At 50.3% G+C, this 17,824-nt stretch carries 13 protein-coding genes and 1 pseudogene; 12 read left to right on the forward strand and 2 right to left on the reverse strand.

The annotated features are described in order from the left end of the window. The first annotated feature begins 240 nt into the window (after positions 1-240). From AB1611_20530 to AB1611_20555, 6 genes and pseudogenes are all read left to right on the forward strand, one after another. Positions 241-1,146, forward strand: a complete 906-nt coding sequence (locus tag AB1611_20530) for a BsuPI-related putative proteinase inhibitor (protein ID MEW6381970.1) — start codon at positions 241-243, stop codon at positions 1,144-1,146. A gap of 90 nt (positions 1,147-1,236) precedes the next feature. After that, a pseudogene (locus tag AB1611_20535) lies at positions 1,237-1,818 on the forward strand (IS607 family transposase). 7 nt (positions 1,819-1,825) lie between these two features. Continuing rightward, entirely contained in the window at positions 1,826-2,863 is a 1,038-nt protein-coding gene (locus tag AB1611_20540; protein ID MEW6381971.1) for a transposase, read from the forward strand. 138 nt (positions 2,864-3,001) lie between these two features. Next, the gene (gene galE, locus AB1611_20545; protein ID MEW6381972.1) at positions 3,002-4,012 is read left to right on the forward strand and encodes a UDP-glucose 4-epimerase GalE; all 1,011 of its coding nucleotides are present in this window, start codon (positions 3,002-3,004) and stop codon (positions 4,010-4,012) included. 534 nt (positions 4,013-4,546) lie between these two features. Further along, positions 4,547-6,568, forward strand: a complete 2,022-nt coding sequence (locus tag AB1611_20550; GenBank protein MEW6381973.1) for a hypothetical protein — start codon at positions 4,547-4,549, stop codon at positions 6,566-6,568. Between the two features lie 187 nt (positions 6,569-6,755). Then, a complete protein-coding gene (locus tag AB1611_20555; protein ID MEW6381974.1) occupies positions 6,756-7,751 on the forward strand; it encodes a twin-arginine translocation signal domain-containing protein in 996 nt (331 codons plus the stop codon). Between the two features lie 225 nt (positions 7,752-7,976). On the opposite strand, the gene AB1611_20560 is transcribed toward AB1611_20555, so the two are convergent. Next, positions 7,977-10,232, reverse strand: a complete 2,256-nt coding sequence (locus AB1611_20560; protein ID MEW6381975.1) for a hypothetical protein — start codon at positions 10,230-10,232, stop codon at positions 7,977-7,979. A 492-nt stretch (positions 10,233-10,724) separates the two neighbouring features. Here AB1611_20560 and AB1611_20565 point away from each other — a divergent pair, with 492 nt between their 5' ends. The 5 genes from AB1611_20565 (at position 10,725) to AB1611_20585 (ending at position 15,481) form a co-directional block, all read left to right on the forward strand. After that, on the forward strand, positions 10,725-11,756 hold the full coding sequence (locus AB1611_20565; GenBank protein ID MEW6381976.1) for a PstS family phosphate ABC transporter substrate-binding protein: 1,032 nt from the start codon (positions 10,725-10,727) through the stop codon (positions 11,754-11,756). An 11-nt stretch (positions 11,757-11,767) separates the two neighbouring features. Further along, positions 11,768-12,721 carry a phosphate ABC transporter permease subunit PstC gene (gene pstC, locus AB1611_20570; GenBank protein MEW6381977.1) on the forward strand — a complete coding sequence of 318 codons (954 nt, stop codon included), beginning with the start codon at positions 11,768-11,770 and terminating at the stop codon, positions 12,719-12,721. After that, on the forward strand, positions 12,718-13,593 hold the full coding sequence (locus tag AB1611_20575) for an ABC transporter permease subunit (protein MEW6381978.1): 876 nt from the start codon (positions 12,718-12,720) through the stop codon (positions 13,591-13,593). Before pstC ends, AB1611_20575 begins: the two co-directional genes overlap by 4 nt. A gap of 12 nt (positions 13,594-13,605) precedes the next feature. Further along, on the forward strand, positions 13,606-14,367 hold the full coding sequence (locus tag AB1611_20580; GenBank protein ID MEW6381979.1) for a phosphate ABC transporter ATP-binding protein: 762 nt from the start codon (positions 13,606-13,608) through the stop codon (positions 14,365-14,367). 229 nt (positions 14,368-14,596) lie between these two features. Continuing rightward, the gene (locus tag AB1611_20585) at positions 14,597-15,481 is read left to right on the forward strand and encodes a DUF1385 domain-containing protein (protein MEW6381980.1); all 885 of its coding nucleotides are present in this window, start codon (positions 14,597-14,599) and stop codon (positions 15,479-15,481) included. 10 nt (positions 15,482-15,491) lie between these two features. Here AB1611_20585 and AB1611_20590 read toward each other — a convergent pair whose 3' ends face one another. Further along, positions 15,492-17,369: an AAA family ATPase gene (locus tag AB1611_20590; GenBank protein MEW6381981.1), complete on the reverse strand. Its 1,878-nt coding sequence runs from the start codon at positions 17,367-17,369 to the stop codon at positions 15,492-15,494. A gap of 254 nt (positions 17,370-17,623) precedes the next feature. Here AB1611_20590 and AB1611_20595 point away from each other — a divergent pair, with 254 nt between their 5' ends. Beyond that, positions 17,624-17,785, forward strand: a complete 162-nt coding sequence (locus AB1611_20595) for a hypothetical protein (protein ID MEW6381982.1) — start codon at positions 17,624-17,626, stop codon at positions 17,783-17,785. The last annotated feature ends 39 nt before the right edge of the window (positions 17,786-17,824 follow it).

The following is a 17,824-nucleotide window of genomic DNA, read 5'->3' on the forward strand; positions in this document are numbered from 1 at the left end:
CTGGAAGCAAGCAAAAAGTAAAAAGGCACAAGGAGGAACTTATTTTACTTTTACTTTTCAATGATATCCTCTGCGTCTCAGCGTCTCTGCGGGAGAATTACTAATTCTTATGTAAGTGCCATTCTCCCTATCCCCCCTCCAGGGGAGAATGCCGGGGTGAGGGGGATAACGTGAGAAATGCCGATACAATAGCCACCCGGCAAAATTCACATCTCAAATCTCGAACATGGGGACAATAATATGAAAAGACACATCTTGGCTGTAGTGATTATCATCGTGATGCTGGCAGGCGTTCTGGCAGGTTCCGGTAACCTGCACGCTGTTTTTTTCCCTTCCGCTTCCCGTATCCTGGGAATAGCCAGGCTGCATTCTGCCGTTACAACTGACCAGTCGGTTTATCCACACGGGCAGCCGGTCGAGATAACCTTCGAGGTGACTAATCCGGGGAACCGGCCGGTTACGCTCGATTTCACCGGCGGCCGGGGATTTGAGGTAGTAATCAGAAATTCTTCGGGTATCAGGGTCTGGAGGCTTTCTTCGGATCCTGATGATCTCAGAGACCTGACCACCATAGAATTGGGTCCGAACGAGACCCAAAAATTCCAGATACCATGGGACCAGAAGGATTATCATGGCCTGCCTGTCCCCCCCGGCATCTACTGGATCAGGGCTGTTTTAATCCCTGCCAACAATGTGGGTTGTGCTTCGTCCACTCAAGTCAGGATTATGCCGGCAGGGGCTTCGGATGCCTCTATCCGGGATTACCAGAACAGCGGCTGTAAAGAAGACTCAGGCCGGGGAGCTGAAGAAGAGAGGGAGGAATTTGCCGCTGATTACCGGGACCGTCTGCTGTATCTCGTGCACCGAAATGCCGTATATAATTGCTGTCTTGAAGAGATTACCGTTACCCTGAATATGGCGGATGGAATCATCTGGATTTTCGAGGAGGAGAAACTGGATGGTGACGGATGCCGCTGCCTGTGCAGGTATGATATTACAGCCACCATTGCCGGTTTATCTCCCGGAGCTTATACCATAAGATTTTATAACCGGAAGACCGGCCGGTTCCTCGGTGAAATCCCGGCGGTGGTAATCCCCTGGATGTCACCCCTCTCCCTGCCTGCCTTCGATCTCATGTCGGAATGACACCAGGTATAAATCTTCGTGTATCAAATTAATTGACTTATTTAATAGAATCCAATAGAATTTATTTCGATTTATTCTATTGGAGAAAAGATGAAGACATTAGTTGAATATGCAAAGGAAAACAGGATTCATTATCGCACCGCCTGGAACCATTTCAAGGAAGGGAAGATTCCTGGCGCATTCAAAAACGAATACGGAAAAATCCTGATTCCAGATGAAAACATTAAACCTGAATATGTTGTCTGTTATGCTCGTGTTTCTTCGTCCGAGAATAAGAAGAATCTTGATTCTCAAGCAGACAGATTAGTGGCTTACTGCAATGCGAAAGGATACAAGGTTAAACGGATCGTAAAAGAACGTGCTTCCGGCTTAAATGATAAACGTCCAAAGTGAGTAAAACTCCTGGAAGATCAGGAAGTAAGTAAAATTATTGTTGAACATCAGGATCGTCTTACCCGTTTTGGGTTTAACTATATCAATTTGTTCATGAAGTCGAAGAATTGCCAGATTGAAGTGATAAATGAAGCAGCTAATGACAAGGAAGACCTGATGCAGGATTTTGTAAGCTTGGTTACCTGCTTTACAGCAAAGTTATATGGCCTGAGGCGAAGCAAACGAAAAACTGAGAAGTTAATCAAGGCGCTGGAAGATGAAAATAACACGGTCAAGTAAGACAAGTTTGAAGTTTTTAACTCAAAAGAAACGGGATATCCTGTATGGCATCATGGATGAATATTCTCGTTTGGTCAATATATTCATCGTGATGTTTTGGGATAAGGATTTCAAAATCAGCGGCCTCACCAAAGAGATCACCAATCTTGCCGCATCCTGGCTGTCTGCCCGAATGCGCCAATGCGCTGCCCGTGAAGCTCTCGGCATGGTCAATGGAGCCAGAAAGAAAGCGATAGCCAGAGGGGAAGATCCAATTAGGCCGGTTCATAGCGGCAGGAAAATGACACTTTCAGCTCAAATTGTGGCCATTGAGAAGGGGCGCAATTCTTTTGATCTATGGTTGGTTCTCTCCTCTGTTGGAAACAGCATCAAACTCCATATCCCACTTAAGCGCCACCGCCATTTTAATTGGTTTCGTGAATGGAAAATATCAAACACCGTGATAATTCATCGGGACTATGTTCAATTCTCTTTTGAAAAGGAAACCGGGCCTAAGAAGACGGAAGGCAAATCCATTGGAGTGGATGTGGGGATTAATCACCTTCTGGCTACTTCAGACAAGGAATTGATTGGTTCCGAGGTCAAGCCACTCATAGACAGTATCAAACGTAAGAAGCAAAATTCCAGGGCCTATATTCGAGCCAAGAAAACCCTTTCTTACTATCTTCACAAGATCGTCAAGGATAGTTTACCCTGGAAAAGTTTGAAGCTGGTAGTGGTAGAAAAATTACAAGACCTCAAAAAAGGCAAACAACCCAAGAGAGGGAAAGCATTCCGAAAGACGCTCAGTAACTGGAATTATCGGGAGTTGCTGAATATATTGCAGATGCGCTGTGAGGAAAACCGTGTTTTCTTCCGGTCGGTCAATCCCTGTAAAACCAGTCGGACATGCCCCGCATGTTCCCATACTGAGCGGGGTAATCGAGTCGGAGAAAATTTCAAGTGTCTGAGGTGTGGGTACTCAGAACAGGCCGACATTGTAGGCTCACTGAATATTTTGACTCGTTTTACCACCGGACGATATGGTGCCGGTTTCCAAACTTGATTGATGGATTTTCTATGAGATTCTATCAATTAGGTAACTATACATCTGCTTTCCACCTGTGATATAGTAATACACAAGGATGAAGGCGGCTGCTGTGCAGGCCGAGCAGTGGAAACAGATAAAGCTGAGGGAGGATACATGAGAATATTAGTTACCGGTGGAGCAGGCTATATCGGCAGTCACACCTGCTGGGAGCTGTTGCAGGCTGGATACGAGATTATTGTAGTGGATAATCTTTCGAACAGCCAGGAGGAATCTTTAAAGAGGGTCCAGCAGCTGAGCGGCAAGGCACTTCAGTTCCATAAGGTCGATCTGCTCGACAGGGAGCCCCTGGCCGCTGTTTTCGACCATTCCCGGATCGATGCGGTCGTTCATTTTGCCGGTCTCAAGGCGGTCGGAGAGTCGGTAGCCATGCCTTTGCGCTACTATCATAACAATGTCACCGGAACGCTGGTGCTGCTTGAGGTTATGACAGAGCACAAGGTTAAAAACCTGGTTTTCAGCTCATCCGCCACGGTCTATGGAGATCCGGCCAGGGTCCCGATTACCGAGGATTTCCCTCTTTCGGCAACCAATCCGTACGGACGGTCAAAGCTGATGATCGAGGACATCCTGAGAGATGTCCATCGTGCGGACAGGAGCTGGAATATTGCCCTCCTGCGCTACTTCAATCCGGTAGGGGCGCATCCGAGCGGGAGGATTGGAGAGTCCCCGAACGGTATCCCCAATAATCTCCTGCCCTATATTTCCCAGGTGGCAGTCGGCAAGCTCTCCGAGTTGTCCGTATTCGGAAACGATTACCCGACCCGTGACGGCACGGGCATCCGGGACTATATCCATGTGGTCGATCTGGCTGCCGGTCACCTCAAGGCACTGGAGAAACTGACTGAAAAGCCCGGTGTGGTCACCTACAATCTTGGCACTGGCCGGGGATACAGCGTTCTTGAAGTGATCGAAGCCTTCGAGCGGGCTTCGGGAAGAAAGATCCCTTACCGGATAGCTGACCGCAGACCGGGGGATATTGCCACCTGCTACGCCGATCCATCAAAAGCCGAACGTGAGCTGGGCTGGTTCGCAGTCCGAGGAATCGATGAAATGTGCGCCGATACCTGGCGATGGCAGTCTTCAAACCCCAATGGGTATGAATGAACGTATCTTAAAATCTTCGTAACTATTCAGGCACAGAGGCACAAGGTTACCTTTGCCCCTTTGTGCCTGAGCAGTTACAAATCTTCTAACCATTGAGTGCCTCTTCGTCCCTCATTCCATTCTTCATAATTAAATCTTCAAAAACTAAATATTATATTAAAATTCCGTAATATAAAGTTTAAGCATATCGTCTGATAATCACAAATATTCTTATATTTTAGTATTGGGCAGCAAACAAGATGGAAATATTCCGGAAATAAAGCAGTCTCATCCCCCGATACTATGGGCTCCTCCCTTTATTGGCCAGGCTGCTCACTATTACGCGTATGCTTGTCTTAAGAGACTACCATGAGTTTCTCACCAGGTTTTCAAGGAAAGGGGGTGAAAACCATGAGCTTATTCTCTCCGTAGGAAAACCATCCAGGGTAAGTCAACACAGCTCCATCCGTAATTAATGATCGGTTTGTTTGTATCTATGAAAAAAGGAGGACGGTTATGAAACTCATGAATAAAAAAGCACCAGGTATAATTTTTATGGTACTTATCGCAATTATCGGTGCATTCCAATGGCGGGCCTATCACAGCCGTAAGCCAGCAACGGAAAATGACCGGTATGAGGCTGTCGGCATTGGGAATGCCCAAAAGCTTCTGGCCACTTACAATCACTGGAAGGTATTGTGGACACGGGCTGGAGGGGAGCAAAATCTGGCCCTGTCACTTGGCTATTCCAAGGGCCGGTCAGTCATGTTTACCAGGGCAAGGGGACAGGCAGTAATCAATCTGATTGACGGCTCGGTCTGCGTCAATATATCCGGCCTGCCTGAAAAGGAAACATTTGATGTCTGGATGATTGGCCGTCGTCCTGACCCGGCATACAGCCAGAAACCCTGCACCGGCCAGGATAGAGCGCAGGATACGATAAACCTTGGCACCTTGAAAGGCGAGGGCGGCAAGGCCCGGCTTCAGGTTCAAGCCGGCTTCAAGGTTCCGGCAGGACTTGAAATAGAGCATATAGTCGTGGCCAGAACCGGCCAGTCCCCAGACCGAAACGGTTTGCTCTTTGGTTCACCCAGCCTTTTCCAAAAGCTCTATTACAGCGAAATCTCCGGTCGGCTGGCTATGCTCGGCAAAGCCGAAGGGTTGCCGGATGCAACCTCGACGGGCAGCGCTCTCTCCTGTGCTGCCTGCCGGTTTTTCGTTCCCTCCCCGGCCTATGCGGATTTTGGAGAAGATGGAGGAACAGCAGTATTGAACTGTCTTAAACCACTCATCGACCGGGGTGAACAACTTTTCTTTACCGAGACATTCGAAGGAAATGGCCGAACCTGCGGAACATGCCATCCGGCCACCAATAATTTTACTCTTGATCCGGCCTATATCGCAACATTGCCGCCGAGAGATCCGCTTTTTATTGCCGAGCATAACCCAAACCTGGCCGAGCTTGAAAAACCGGAATTGCTGCGGAAGTTTGCCCTGATCCTCGAAAATGTGGACGGATTCAGTGATCCAACCAATATATTCGTCATGCGCGGCGTTCCCCATTTACTTGGCCTGTCAAATACCATCCTGTCAAACCCCGCTCAACCTGGAGAATTTCCGGTGCAGAGGACTGGCTGGGGAGGTGACGGCGCCCCGGGGACAGGTTCTTTGAGGGAATTTGCAATCGGTGCAGTACGGCAGCATTTCACGAAAACCCTGGATCGGGTTGAGGGAAGAGATTTCAGACTGCCAACCAATAGTGAGCTGGATGCCCTGGAAGCCTTTCAGCTCTCCCTGGGCCGCCAGGAGGAACTCGACCTGGAAGCGCTCCATTTAAAATCAGAGATAGCAGAGCTTGGTAAAGAGACCTTTCTGGATAGAACCTTTGATGATCCCCGGGCTGGCAAGTGTCAGCGTTGTCATGGGAATGCCGGAGCGAACAGCACCTCAACTTTCTTTAACGATAATCGCAACACCGGCGTTGAGGTTATGGAAGACCAGCCAGCCAGGCTCATCGATCCCACTATCCCCGTGGATGGCGGATTCGGCCAGGAGGATCCCGGTCCTCATGGGGGCTTTGGCGATGGTACCTTCAATATCACCTCGCTGATCGAGGCGGCAGACACTCCGCCCTTTTTCCATAATAATTCGATCAATACGATTGAAGGTGCGGTCGGCTTCTTCAACGATGATGCCTTTAATAACTCGCCCAGTGGAAGCACACACCAGGGGCTGGTCAAGCTGGAATCCACCCAGGTCCAGGCAGTTGCTGCCTTCCTTCGGGTAATCAATGTCCTGGATAATATCCGCTCCTCTGACAGTTACGATACCCGTGCCAAAGGTGCGAATCTTTGCAGAGGGATGAAACTCCTGAAAATCGCGATTTCCGAGACCGAGGATGCCATCGAGGTCCTCAGAGGCGGAGCCTTTTTACACCCGGATGCCGTATTGCTTCTGGAGAAAGCCGGACAGTTTGAGAAACTGGCCTTAGCAGCGGGCAATATCAACTCTAGGAATTCCTTGATCGATAAAGCTATCCATCAGAAGAGTGCTGCACGGGAGCTTATGGTTTGGTAACTCAAAGGGGCAGAGGGGCAAAGGCACAGAGGCACAAAGTTGTCTTGCCTTTGTGCCTCTGTGCCCTTTAAGGATGTTGACTATCGGATATGAGCGAAATGGATGGACAGATTGACAGAAGTTGTGTTAATCTCACCTATATAAATAATAGTGGTTCTCAAGGGAAATCTCAGAATTATCCGAAGGGGTGCAAAAGCACGAATATAGTCCGATCAGAGAGAGAGTGATGTCTGACCAGGATAAACAGCAGCAGGATGGCAAGTTAATCTCCCGCAGGGATTTCCTCTGGAAATCCTCGGCGGCTCTCATGGCTGCCGGCGGGCTCACAGCCGGATGCAACAGCCGTCCGGGCAGCCCCGGCTATCATCAGCCGCACAGCGGCCAGGCACCTTCGGCAGATCCCGGCTCATGGTGGCATAAGGAGGGGTTTATCGTCCATGAGGCGGTAGATACCAGTCGGCTGGCCGAGGGGATCATCCGTGCCCGTGTTGATGGCTCGTGGCGGGAGTTCGCGGTGGTCGAGCTGCCTGAACGGTTTGTGGACTGGAGTCTCAGAGCGCGGCTGGCGCGCCTTTCAAGGATGCTCGACTTTGGCGGGATAGATCCGCGGGATCTGGCCGGATCGCACAACGCCTGCGTGGCCACCTACGGCGGCCCCTGCCGTGATTCGGCCATATCGCTCAATACAGCCTATAAGGGAATGGGATTTTCGGTGCATGCTGCAAAGCTGGCTGAAACGGTCCACAAGATCACCGGGGAGCGATTGAGGATCGAGCAGGATACAGCCGGTGATCCAGCCAGGGAAATTCAGGCCAAGGTGAGATTTCTCGCTGAATTCTACCATAATAATGCTTCGAACTTTGACCGCACCAAACAGGTCTCGCTGGAGATTTTCACCTCACCCGATTTCCAGACCCACACCTTTCTCAATATGATGGTCAATCCGATTGTCTCGGCCTCATTCCTTGCCTTTCCCACCTTTGAAATCCGGGCCGTGCCCCAGCTCCTGCACCCGAAAAATCCAGGACTGTCCGGGCCGGAAAAGGACATGATCGCCTATGTCAATGCCATTCATGACTTCATCCACAGCGGGCCGGGAGAGCGGATAGTCTGCGTGTATCATGTAATCGAGGTGTTTGACGATACACCGAACGATATGAGCCGGGGAAAGCGCATCGCCTGACGAGCGGGAGAAGAATACTGACCCCTTCCTTCACGCCCCTCCACCCTTAATCACTTTTTCTCATAATGGTATCTCAACTGAGGGACAGATCATATTGGTCAGTTCGCGGCATTTATGCTTGAGGTGATACCAATCCAGGATAAACTCCTGGCGTGTCCAACCGCTAGCGATCCGGCTACGGTCAAAAGCCTTCACTATTTCTATCTGCTTCACATTTCCGCTCAGTTAGTAGTTTGGGGTTATAGTCCAGACGGCTCCTTCGAATCGACCCAGGCCCCAATTCAGGCTCTCTTGCATAGAGGTATTATCCGGGCACCCACTTCCGCCTCCGCCGGTGATCATGTAACGAACGGTGGAGCCAAGATCATAGACCTTATAACCGCCTATGCTTACCGTCGCATTTAAGGAATTTCCATAATAATAGGGATCATTAAAGCCTTCACCATGAATGGTGTAGCTTACAGGGGCCGGATCGGTCAATTTATCAAACTCTACATACACACGCCAGCCCCAGCCTTCGCCGGATGGAATACATTCAGCTTCACCTACGGTGCTTCCCGGGTATCCCTCGGTTTTTAAATCCCGTATGGTGACCACGATTGAGTTGGTTGCCAGTTGAATCCAATCAAGACCTCCAGACACGGAGGTAAGGCGGTATACATATATCTCAATGGTTTCCATGTCCCCGTCGTTACTGGTGGGCGATGAACGGTAAATCACCTTCGGCGTGGTAGTTTCGATGATTTTTCCCTCGGTTGTGCCCGATTTCAAAAACCCATATATGCCCTCCGTTTTCCAGTAATATTTAAGATCTTTGGAGTGAGAACCGGTAAAAACCGCATTGAGTAGGATTTCATCATCAATCTGAACAAAGGCCGGGTCAGGTTCAACGTGCACCTGAGGGCTTTTGGCCACGATTTGAAAGTGAGCATATTGATCCGCTGCTTTTTGATCTTTAATGACGGCAGACAAATCTATACCGTAGAAAAGAAGATCAACCGCCTTTAAGGTCACATTGAGTTTGGCCACCATTTTCCCAATATTTTCGGTTGCTTTGACTGATGCGTATTTCTTTAAAAACTTGGCTGTAATATAAGCACCCAGTTTTTTCTGCAACGATTGATTGGTAGCAATACTGGTTATGGTTCCGGTCAGCGCACCGTAATAGTCGCCCCCGCTAATGGCCGTGGTGACGTCAAAGCCGGTTGAAACGATCATACCCATAATATCGAAGGATGCTTCCGCCAACTGCCTGCCGGTCATGTAATTCACCGCATCCACAGGTATGAAAGCAAAAACCGTAGGTATGAGGAAATCCTTAAAAAAGGTCAGAGCGCCCATCATCCCGTTGGCATTTATCCACGATTTTAAATCCGCATGGCCAGCGATTTCCGGTGGAATAATATCCGAGGCCCAACCCGGACCCACAACGACTGCAGAATAATATGTCTCCAAGGCATCGGAGGGATCGGTTATCAGATCAATCGGATCGGAATTAACCGGCGCGTAGGGTATGCTGCCCCAGAGGGTGCTGATGGCCGAGCCCAGTGAACCGGTCAGGCCTGTGGTGGAAGAAAGATATCCATCCGTCACTGTCACCCAATCGCGAATGAAATAGGGGTGCTCTATGCCGCTCTTATCTTTGTAGCCGGTACGATAGATATAAAACCAGACATGGCGACGGAATTCATTGGTGATGACAAGACCGTCACCATCCGGATTCTGCCCCATGCGGATGCCTGACTGGGGATTTGCGCTGATCACGCCGATGGCCGGTGGAATTGCAAAATATCTGATGCTGGAGTACTTATCCGCCAAACCAGTTTCAGTAACCTTCGATCTCTTCGATACATCTCCACTGTTGGTTTGTTTGGACCGCTGGTTGGCCAGGGGGACAAGGGATTCCCGAGCTTCTTTAAGAGCAGCCACGATGACGCTGTCCCCATTCTCCAGGGCATGCGTGTCCAAACTCAATCGCTCATCAATGACCGATGCCAATCCCTGGGCTTCGGAGGTAGCTTCGATTAGATTCAGGATATGTCCCCACTCTTCCTGAGGAAGGGTAAACGCTCCTGTTTCCATGAAAAGGAGAGCCGATGCCGTGGAAAGCGCGTTGAGGTCATTGGATACTTCATCTCCTGCTGTGTTCACATATCCAAAATAGAGGAGTTCATCATCAGGACCAAAGGCCATGGCCATGGTCGGTGTTTCGCCGGGCTGGCGAACGGAGAACCCCCCATCTTCAGAAACAACATGGTCGTCGATGCTCGTGAGGATGCGCACATCCTCCGGGGATAAGGGGAAATTTTCCGGCAGAATGAGCTTTCCTGTCACTTGGGATTCAGCCAAATCCTGATCCTCTGTTTTCGTTGGTTCCTGACCTTTTCCTCCTCTGCTGTCTCCACACGCAGTGAACATCATGCCTAAATAGAGTAAAAGAGTTATTATCATACCTGCTGCCGGTGGTTTTTTAAGTGACATTGCTTTCTCCCTGATTTGTTAGATGGGATGATAAGACATCGCTTTCTCAACTACTTAAAAGTTTAGTGTAAGATCCGGAAAAATACAAATAATTTTTGGGAAAAAGCTCTTCGAGCAGTCATGAATTGATATCCCGGAGGTGTGCCTGCTGTATCAGAGATTCCACCAGGGTTGCACATCAAGGGTACGCTCATGTCTCGCATCGGTGAAAAGATAAGCAGAGCTATTGTTTTGTCATTCCCGCGAAGACGGGAATCCAGAAGTAAAGGCACTGGATTCCCGCCTTCGCGGGAATGACGAGAGATATTAATGCTTGCGAAATTTGTGCGCTCACCGATGCGAGACATGAGCATTATTCATAAAGTGATTTTTTCTTCCACTTTGAGTTGACAAATGAACTCAGGTATTAGTAATATTATTATGAACACTCCGATTAGAGTGTTATGAGAGTGTTAAGAATAAACCTTAACCGTAACCGTCAGGAGGAACATTATGAACAGGAAATCAGGAAATTCAGGGAAATCGGCACAGAAAGTATTCGGCAGCATACTGGCTGCGGCTTGTATTTTTGGCCTTATCATTGCTTTGGCGAGCGGGGCCAGGTCAGGAGAGCCGGTTATTGATCCCAAAGAAGGGGAGTTGAAGGGCACCATCGCTGTCTCAGGGGCCTGGGCGCTGTATCCTATGGCCGTCAAATGGGCTGAGGAATTTCAGAAGATCCATCCCAAGGTGAAGATTGATATCGCCGCTGGCGGTGCGGGTAAGGGGATGGCCGATGCTCTGGCCGGAATCGTGGATATCGGCATGGTTTCACGGGATATTCATCCGGCGGAGATTCAGAAAGGTGCTTTTTGGATCTCGGTGGTCAAGGATGCGGTTGTTCCGACGATCAACGAACGGAATCCGCTCCTGAAAGATATCCTGGCCAAGGGCGTCAGGAAGGAAGCCCTTGCCGGTATCTGGGTAAGCGGAACGATTAAGACCTGGAGCGAGGTTATTGGCGGCAGGATGGCCGGTGATAGCAGCAAGGATGCCATTCATGTCTATACCCGGTCCGATTCCTGCGGAGCAGCGGAAACCTGGGCCCAGTATCTGGGAAAAAATCAGGAAGACCTTCTGGGTATCGGAGTTTACGGCGATCCTGGACTGGTTGAAGCGGTCAGCAACGATGCTCTGGGCATCGGTTATAATAATATCAATTATGCCTATCAGGCCAAGAATAAAGCGCAGGTCAAAGGGATCCGCGTACTGCCGATCGATATCAACGGCAATGGCCGTCTGGATGAGGATGAAAATTTTTACCAGGACCGGGATGCCATAGCCAAAGGCATAGCCACCGGAAAATACCCTTCCCCGCCTGCCAGGAACCTGCATTTCGTTTCTCAGGGCAAACCGAAGACGCACCTGGTCACTGCCTTTATGACCTGGGTCATGACTGACGGGCAAAAATTTGTTCCCGAAGCAGGCTACATCAACCTGTCCCCGGAGAAAATCCGGGAAGAGCTCCAAAAGCTTGAAAGGTAAGGTAAACGATCATGGATACATCCTACACCTTTTCTCAACCGATACCTGATCAGCAGGCAGAGCTGGTGGGCCTGCATGGCAAAAGGCTGATCAAAGATAAGCTGGCCGCCGCCTCGATGCTGCTTCTGACCATCTGTTCGAGTCTGGTGGTGTTTTTCATAGCCCTTCAGCTCTACCAGAGATCACGGCCGATCCTGGCCATGAAGAGGCTGACCGAATTGCTCTTATCGACCTCCTGGCACCCTTTGCGGGGAGAGTTCGGCTTTCTCCCGTTCATCATGGGCACCCTCTGGGTAACGGGGGTGGCCGTGACGATCGCCGTACCCTTGTGCCTTCTGACCTCGATCTACCTGTCCGAGTACGCTCCCAGGGCAGTGCGGGATTGGACCAGGCCGCTCATCGACCTTTTGGCCGGAATTCCATCCGTGGTCTTCGGGCTCTGGGGTATCCTGGTTATCGTGCCGCTGATTAAAAATCACCTTGCTCCGGCATTCGGGACCTTCTCGACCGGCTACAGCGTACTGGCCGCCGGTATGGTTCTGGCCATCATGATCTTTCCGGTGATCATTCACGTTTCAGTCGAGGTATTCAGATCAATACCCCACGAGATGAGAGAAGCTTCCCTGACTCTGGGAGCGACCAGGTGGCAGACCATAAAGCATGTTGTCCTGCGCAAGGCCCTGCCGGGAGTGATCGCAGCCATTGTTCTTGGCCTGTCCAGGGCTTTTGGCGAGACTATGGCCGTTCTGATGGTGGCAGGCAATGTGGCCAGAGTTCCATCATCCTTCCTTGGCCCTGCCTACCCCCTGCCGGCACTGATCGCCAACAGCTATGGCGAAATGATGTCCATCCCCCTCTACGATTCAGCGCTTCTTCTGGCATCGCTCATCCTGCTGCTGATCGTTTTGCTGTTCAATGTCCTCTCACGGATCATTCTGATGAGAGTTGAAAGGAGTATTCAATGAGCATGGACACAGGAAAGGTTATTGACTGCAGAAGGATAGAAGAAAAGATAGTCAAGGCTCTGATGATCGCATCTACCCTGTTCATTCTGGCAATCCTGGTGCTTATCCTGGCTACGGTGATCGTCAAGGGGCTGCCCACCTTAAGCCTGGCCATGATTACCCAGGCCCCCAAAGGCGGCTATTATCTTGGCCAGGGCGGCGGAATACTGAATGCCATCCTCGGATCCCTCTCCATCGGTGGAGGAGCGGTCCTTCTGGCCATTATGATCAGCCTGCCGGTGGTACTGTATCTCAATATCTATGCCCGGGAATCATCCCGCCTGACATCCTTTACCCGCTTTTCCTTTGACGTTTTATGGGGTGTGCCCTCAATCGTCTACGGAGCGTTCGGTTTTGCCATCATGCTGTATTTCGGGCTCAGGGCTTCGCTCCTGGGCGGAATTCTGGCGGTAACTCTCCTGATTCTGCCCATTATGAGCCGGACTATGGATGAGGTGGTCAGAATGGTGCCTGAAGAGCTTCTGGAGGTATCCTACTCCCTGGGGGCAACAAAGCTTGAAGCTGCCCTGAAGGTCGTGGTCAGGCAGACCCTGCCCGGACTTTTGACCGCTGTTCTGATCGCTTTCGGAAGAGGCATCGGGGATGCCGCCTCGGTCATGTTTACCGCAGGCTTCACGGATTATGTTCCCACTTCACTGCTTCGCCCGGCAGCTACTCTCCCCCTGGCCATTTTCTTTCAGGTGGGGACCCCTATCCCTGAAGTCCAGGGCCGGGCCTATGCTTCAGCCTTTATTCTGACCATGATGATTCTGGCTATCAGCATCGTTACCAGAGTGTTGACCAGGAGATTTACCAGACATGTCTTACGTTAGGAGAATATGATAATGGAATCAAGACCCCATGTAAGTGTGCGCAGTCTCAATGTGTTCTACGGCAATGAGCATGCCTTGAAAAATATCACCGTTGATATCCCTGAAAAACAGATAACCGCCATTATCGGCCCCTCCGGCTGCGGCAAGACTACGCTCCTGCGGTCCTTCAACCGTCTGGTGGATTCCGGGGATGGGGTCAAAGTGTTCGGTCAGGTTCTGGTACATGGAGAGGATATCCTCGATCCGAAAATGGAAGTAACCGAGGTCAGGAAAAAGATGGGGCTCCTCTCTCAAAAACCCTATCCCCTGCCGATGTCAATCTACGACAATGTCGCCTTCGGCCCGCGGATACATGGGATAAAAGATAAAAAGAGGCTGGATGCAATTGTCGAGCATTATCTCAGGGAATTAAGCCTCTGGGATGAAGTCAAGGACAGGCTGCATGGACCGGCCTCAAGGCTTTCAGTTGGCCAGCAGCAGAGACTCTGCCTGGCCAGGGGACTGGCTGTCGAGCCGGAAATCATCCTCGGCGACGAACCAACCTCGGCCCTCGACCCCAAATCGAGCCAGCACATCGAGCGCAGATTTCTTGCTCTCAAGGAAAAATACACCATTGTCATCGTCACCCATATTCTGCGCCAGGCCAGAAGACTGGCTGACTATGTACTCTTTCTCTACTTCGGTGAGCTCATAGAGCATGGACCTGCCAGGGATATCTTCGAAAACCCGCGGGAGCCGATGACCAGAGAGTACATCATGGGGACTATCAGTTGAAGACAGGCGTGCTATCCAAATAGCACAGAGATTCCCGCTTTCGCGGGAATGACGTTTTGGAAGTCTCGAGTATTCAGGAGGAAGGATTGGTTTGACTTTATCAGTAAAGAAGGTATAATCTATGAATAATTTTCCATCAGCTTTTCTCATGCCTGAAATTGCAGGCAGGGAAAGGCCCTGGATATTTTCACTCTATGACTAAATTGTAAAAAAATACACGAGTTTATCATTGGCACGTACAACAACAAGGATTGGCGGGGTTTCTTCCCGTTTCGGGGTAGGAATTCTCTATGGTTCGCGAATCTCTTTTGCCACCCGGCTCAACAATGGAGAGATTGCAACCTTCTCGCAGGATACTTCAAGCCGTTCATCTATTTACCGGATACCCTTCCTTCGTTCCCTGATGGTTTTCCGGCAACTTCTGCTTGTCTTTCTGTTAGCACGGAGAAACCTGGTACGGTTGTCAAAAGAGGGGCTGGTTGACCTGCAACGGGGAAAGCGGCTGATTCACGGCCTGTTGTTTCTGGCGTTCTATTTGAGCTTTTCGTATTATGTGCTTCCCCTGCTCGATAATCTCGCTCCCGTGCTCCAGGTGGGGATATTTGTCGTGATCCTGATTCTGCTCATCAGGCTGTTTTTCTTTCTGGTGCTCGGTGATCGGAGCCTGAAATATCATGGGGCGGAACATAAGGTCATCAATACTTTTCTGGCCGGAGATAATCTGATCTTACCCGCTGCCATGCGTCATCCCCGCTTTGCCTTCCGGTGCGGGACAACCCTGGCCACTTTTTTCATTCTGCTGGAGCTGCTGATTCCGGAATCTGCCTATCGGATATTTATCAACCAGTTTGGCTCGACCATGGGCGTTGTTATCTTTTTCTTCCTGCTCCTGGGCCTGGCGTATGAGATACTCTCTGTTCTCTCCAGAAGAGGGTCAGGCAAATGGCTTTCTTTTCTTACCACCCCTGTTTCCAAAATGCAGATACTGACTACCCGTGAGCCTTCCCTGAGAGAGCTGGAAGTAGCGCTTTCAGCCATACGAGAGGCTGTCGGCTGGCGTCCCCCCTTATCAGACCCGGTTTTTTTCGACATTCCTGATAATAGCATCCAGTAATGAGTGATCGCTAATCCTTGTAACTCTCCCGGATCAATTCACTCAGGTAGTTTTCCGGGTCCTGCATTCCGGCTGCGGGAATGGGAAACTCCCGTGTTCCGGTTTTCTTGTTGATGAGTTTCAACCCGTGCTCGTAGTTCTGAAAGGCATGTCTGAGGAAATCTTCCGGATTTACCTTGATTTCATCCTTCCAGACCCTTTCCATAAGGCAGTCGATCGCTTCTTCCGTGAGGGATATTTTCACCTCATTCCGGCTGGAGAAGCCCTGCTCAAAGCTTCGGGCTGCATGACAGACAGCCAGCACCTCATCGATCACGGAATCAAGGTCCCGGCGCTCTTCCACAATCCGCCTGGTGATGAGCCTGATCCTTTGGTCAGAGAAATTGATGCCGTAATGCTCATGGAACTCCACGCACTTTTCCCTGATGGACCCCTCAAGGCTTCGCTCCTCCTCTGCCAGGAGCACTCTGAAACGGGCTTCCCGCTGCTGATCCTCCGGGTTTTGGAGTATCTTCTGAAGCTCGGCTTCCGGATCGTTCACCATAGCCGCGGTGACGACCAGGTGGCGGATGGGGGTAGAGGGAAGGACATGCTCGGATCCCAAAAGGACCCGCTCCACGGCACTCACCAGTCCCCGTGCGCCGGTCCGCTCTTTGAAAGCGTTTTCCGCGATGAGCCGCAGGGCATCATCTTCGAACTGAAGGTCGATGCCATAGGCTTTGAAGTCTTTCTTCTTGCTGGTGATGATCGGGCTCTTCGGATTGCGCAGAATATGGTACAGGTCCTCGACCTCAAGGTTCTCAAAAACCGTCACCACCGGCAGCCTGCCGATGAATTCCGATTCAAACCCGTATTGAATGAGATCTTCGGCCTTGACCAGCCGCAGATATTCGGTTTTTTCGTCTTTTGATTTCACCTCGGCACCAAATCCCATGCCCTGCCGGTTCAATCTTTTCTTGATGATCTCCTCCAGTCCTGCAAAAGCCCCACTCATGATGAACAGGATATGCCGGGTGTTGATCCTTTTTCGCTCCCGCTTTCCGGTTTTCTGAAATTCCATCATGGCTTCCATCTGGGAAACCGGATCCTGAAGGGTCCTGAGCTCCACCTCGGTTTCCTCCATCGGCTTGAGCAAAGCCCGCTGCACACCCGATCGGGAAACATCCGGGCCAATCAGATTGGTCGAGGAGGCAATCTTATCCACTTCATCCAGGTAAATGATCCCATACTGGGCAAGCTCTATATCTCCGTTGGCCTCATGGACAAGGTCCCGCACCAGGTCCTCCACATCTCCTCCGACATACCCGGTCTCGCTGAACTTGGTGGCATCTCCCTTGACAAAGGGGACACCGATCTTTTTGGCAATCAGCTTTATCAGGAAAGTCTTGCCCACGCCCGTAGGCCCGATCATAATGATGTTATTTTTGATTTCACCTACACTCTCATTCTGATTTTTCTGTTGATTCAGCTCAAACATCCTGACGCGATTGTAGTGGGTGCAGATCTTGGTCGCCAAAACCTCCTTTGCTTTATCCTGCTTGACCAGGTATTCATCAAGGTATGCCTTCAGCTCCTTTGGCTTCATATCAAAGTGGATGGGCAGCGGCTCATCCGCCTTCTCCCCGGCATCTCCCTTGTCCTTGTCCTCTGATTCCCGTTCAGGTCGGGGGCCGAACCCGACCAGCCTGATTCCGGGACCGTACTTTTTGGTCAGGTAGTTATTGATATCTTTCTCAATCTCTTTAATATCGATATCCTTAGTCATAATTTCCCCCTTGCCGAGTATTTTGGGCTCCAGGTAACTATTCAGGTTGCTGAGCCTGTAGCCTGATAGGCTGTTAGGCTGATGAGCTGTAGTCTCAAAGTTTTCTTTGAGGTTGGGACGCATTGCCTCTTCCTGACAGCCTAAATGCCTGCCTACAGCTAGCCTCTCTGCCTCAGTAGTTACAACTCCACTGATATCATTATAGCATAACTCTATAAAAACACAAGATATTGTTATATTTCAATTAGTTGTTTGCTGTCATTGCCGCATCGCGGCGGAAGTTGATTCTTAGTACACTGCGCGGGAATTAGGCGGCCAGTTGTCTGGTAGTTTAAGAGCCTGCCTCCAGCAGGCCTCTAAAACTCAATGGATGTGGATTGGATATTACGATTGCCGGTTTAGAGTTGCCAACGGCATGTATAGCCGCTTGCCTTCTCGGTGAAGGCAATTATGGGATGAAAGAAATAGATGTCGATCCTGCCTCAGTGAGGCTCATCAACTTCATTGCCAGAGAGGACTGCAAGGCTGTTTATTTATAATCATAGAGAGGACACAAAGCGCACAGGGAAAAGCCATCC

This window comes from bacterium, from assembly GCA_040755755.1.
GTDB lineage: Bacteria > SZUA-182 > SZUA-182 > DTGQ01 > DTGQ01 > DTGQ01.

What these genes read in the sequence shown, in the direction of transcription:
- AB1611_20560 (MEW6381975.1), bottom strand. Translation starts at nt 10,232, where the DNA reads ATGTCACTTAAAAAACCACCGGCAGCAGGTATGATAATAACTCTTTTA.
- AB1611_20580 (MEW6381979.1), top strand. Translation starts at nt 13,606, where the DNA reads ATGGAATCAAGACCCCATGTAAGTGTGCGCAGTCTCAATGTGTTCTAC.
- AB1611_20590 (MEW6381981.1), bottom strand. Translation starts at nt 17,369, where the DNA reads ATGCGTCCCAACCTCAAAGAAAACTTTGAGACTACAGCTCATCAGCCT.
- galE (MEW6381972.1), top strand. Translation starts at nt 3,002, where the DNA reads ATGAGAATATTAGTTACCGGTGGAGCAGGCTATATCGGCAGTCACACC.
- AB1611_20530 (MEW6381970.1), top strand. Translation starts at nt 241, where the DNA reads ATGAAAAGACACATCTTGGCTGTAGTGATTATCATCGTGATGCTGGCA.
- AB1611_20565 (MEW6381976.1), top strand. Translation starts at nt 10,725, where the DNA reads ATGAACAGGAAATCAGGAAATTCAGGGAAATCGGCACAGAAAGTATTC.
- pstC (MEW6381977.1), top strand. Translation starts at nt 11,768, where the DNA reads ATGGATACATCCTACACCTTTTCTCAACCGATACCTGATCAGCAGGCA.
- AB1611_20550 (MEW6381973.1), top strand. Translation starts at nt 4,547, where the DNA reads ATGGTACTTATCGCAATTATCGGTGCATTCCAATGGCGGGCCTATCAC.
- AB1611_20575 (MEW6381978.1), top strand. Translation starts at nt 12,718, where the DNA reads ATGAGCATGGACACAGGAAAGGTTATTGACTGCAGAAGGATAGAAGAA.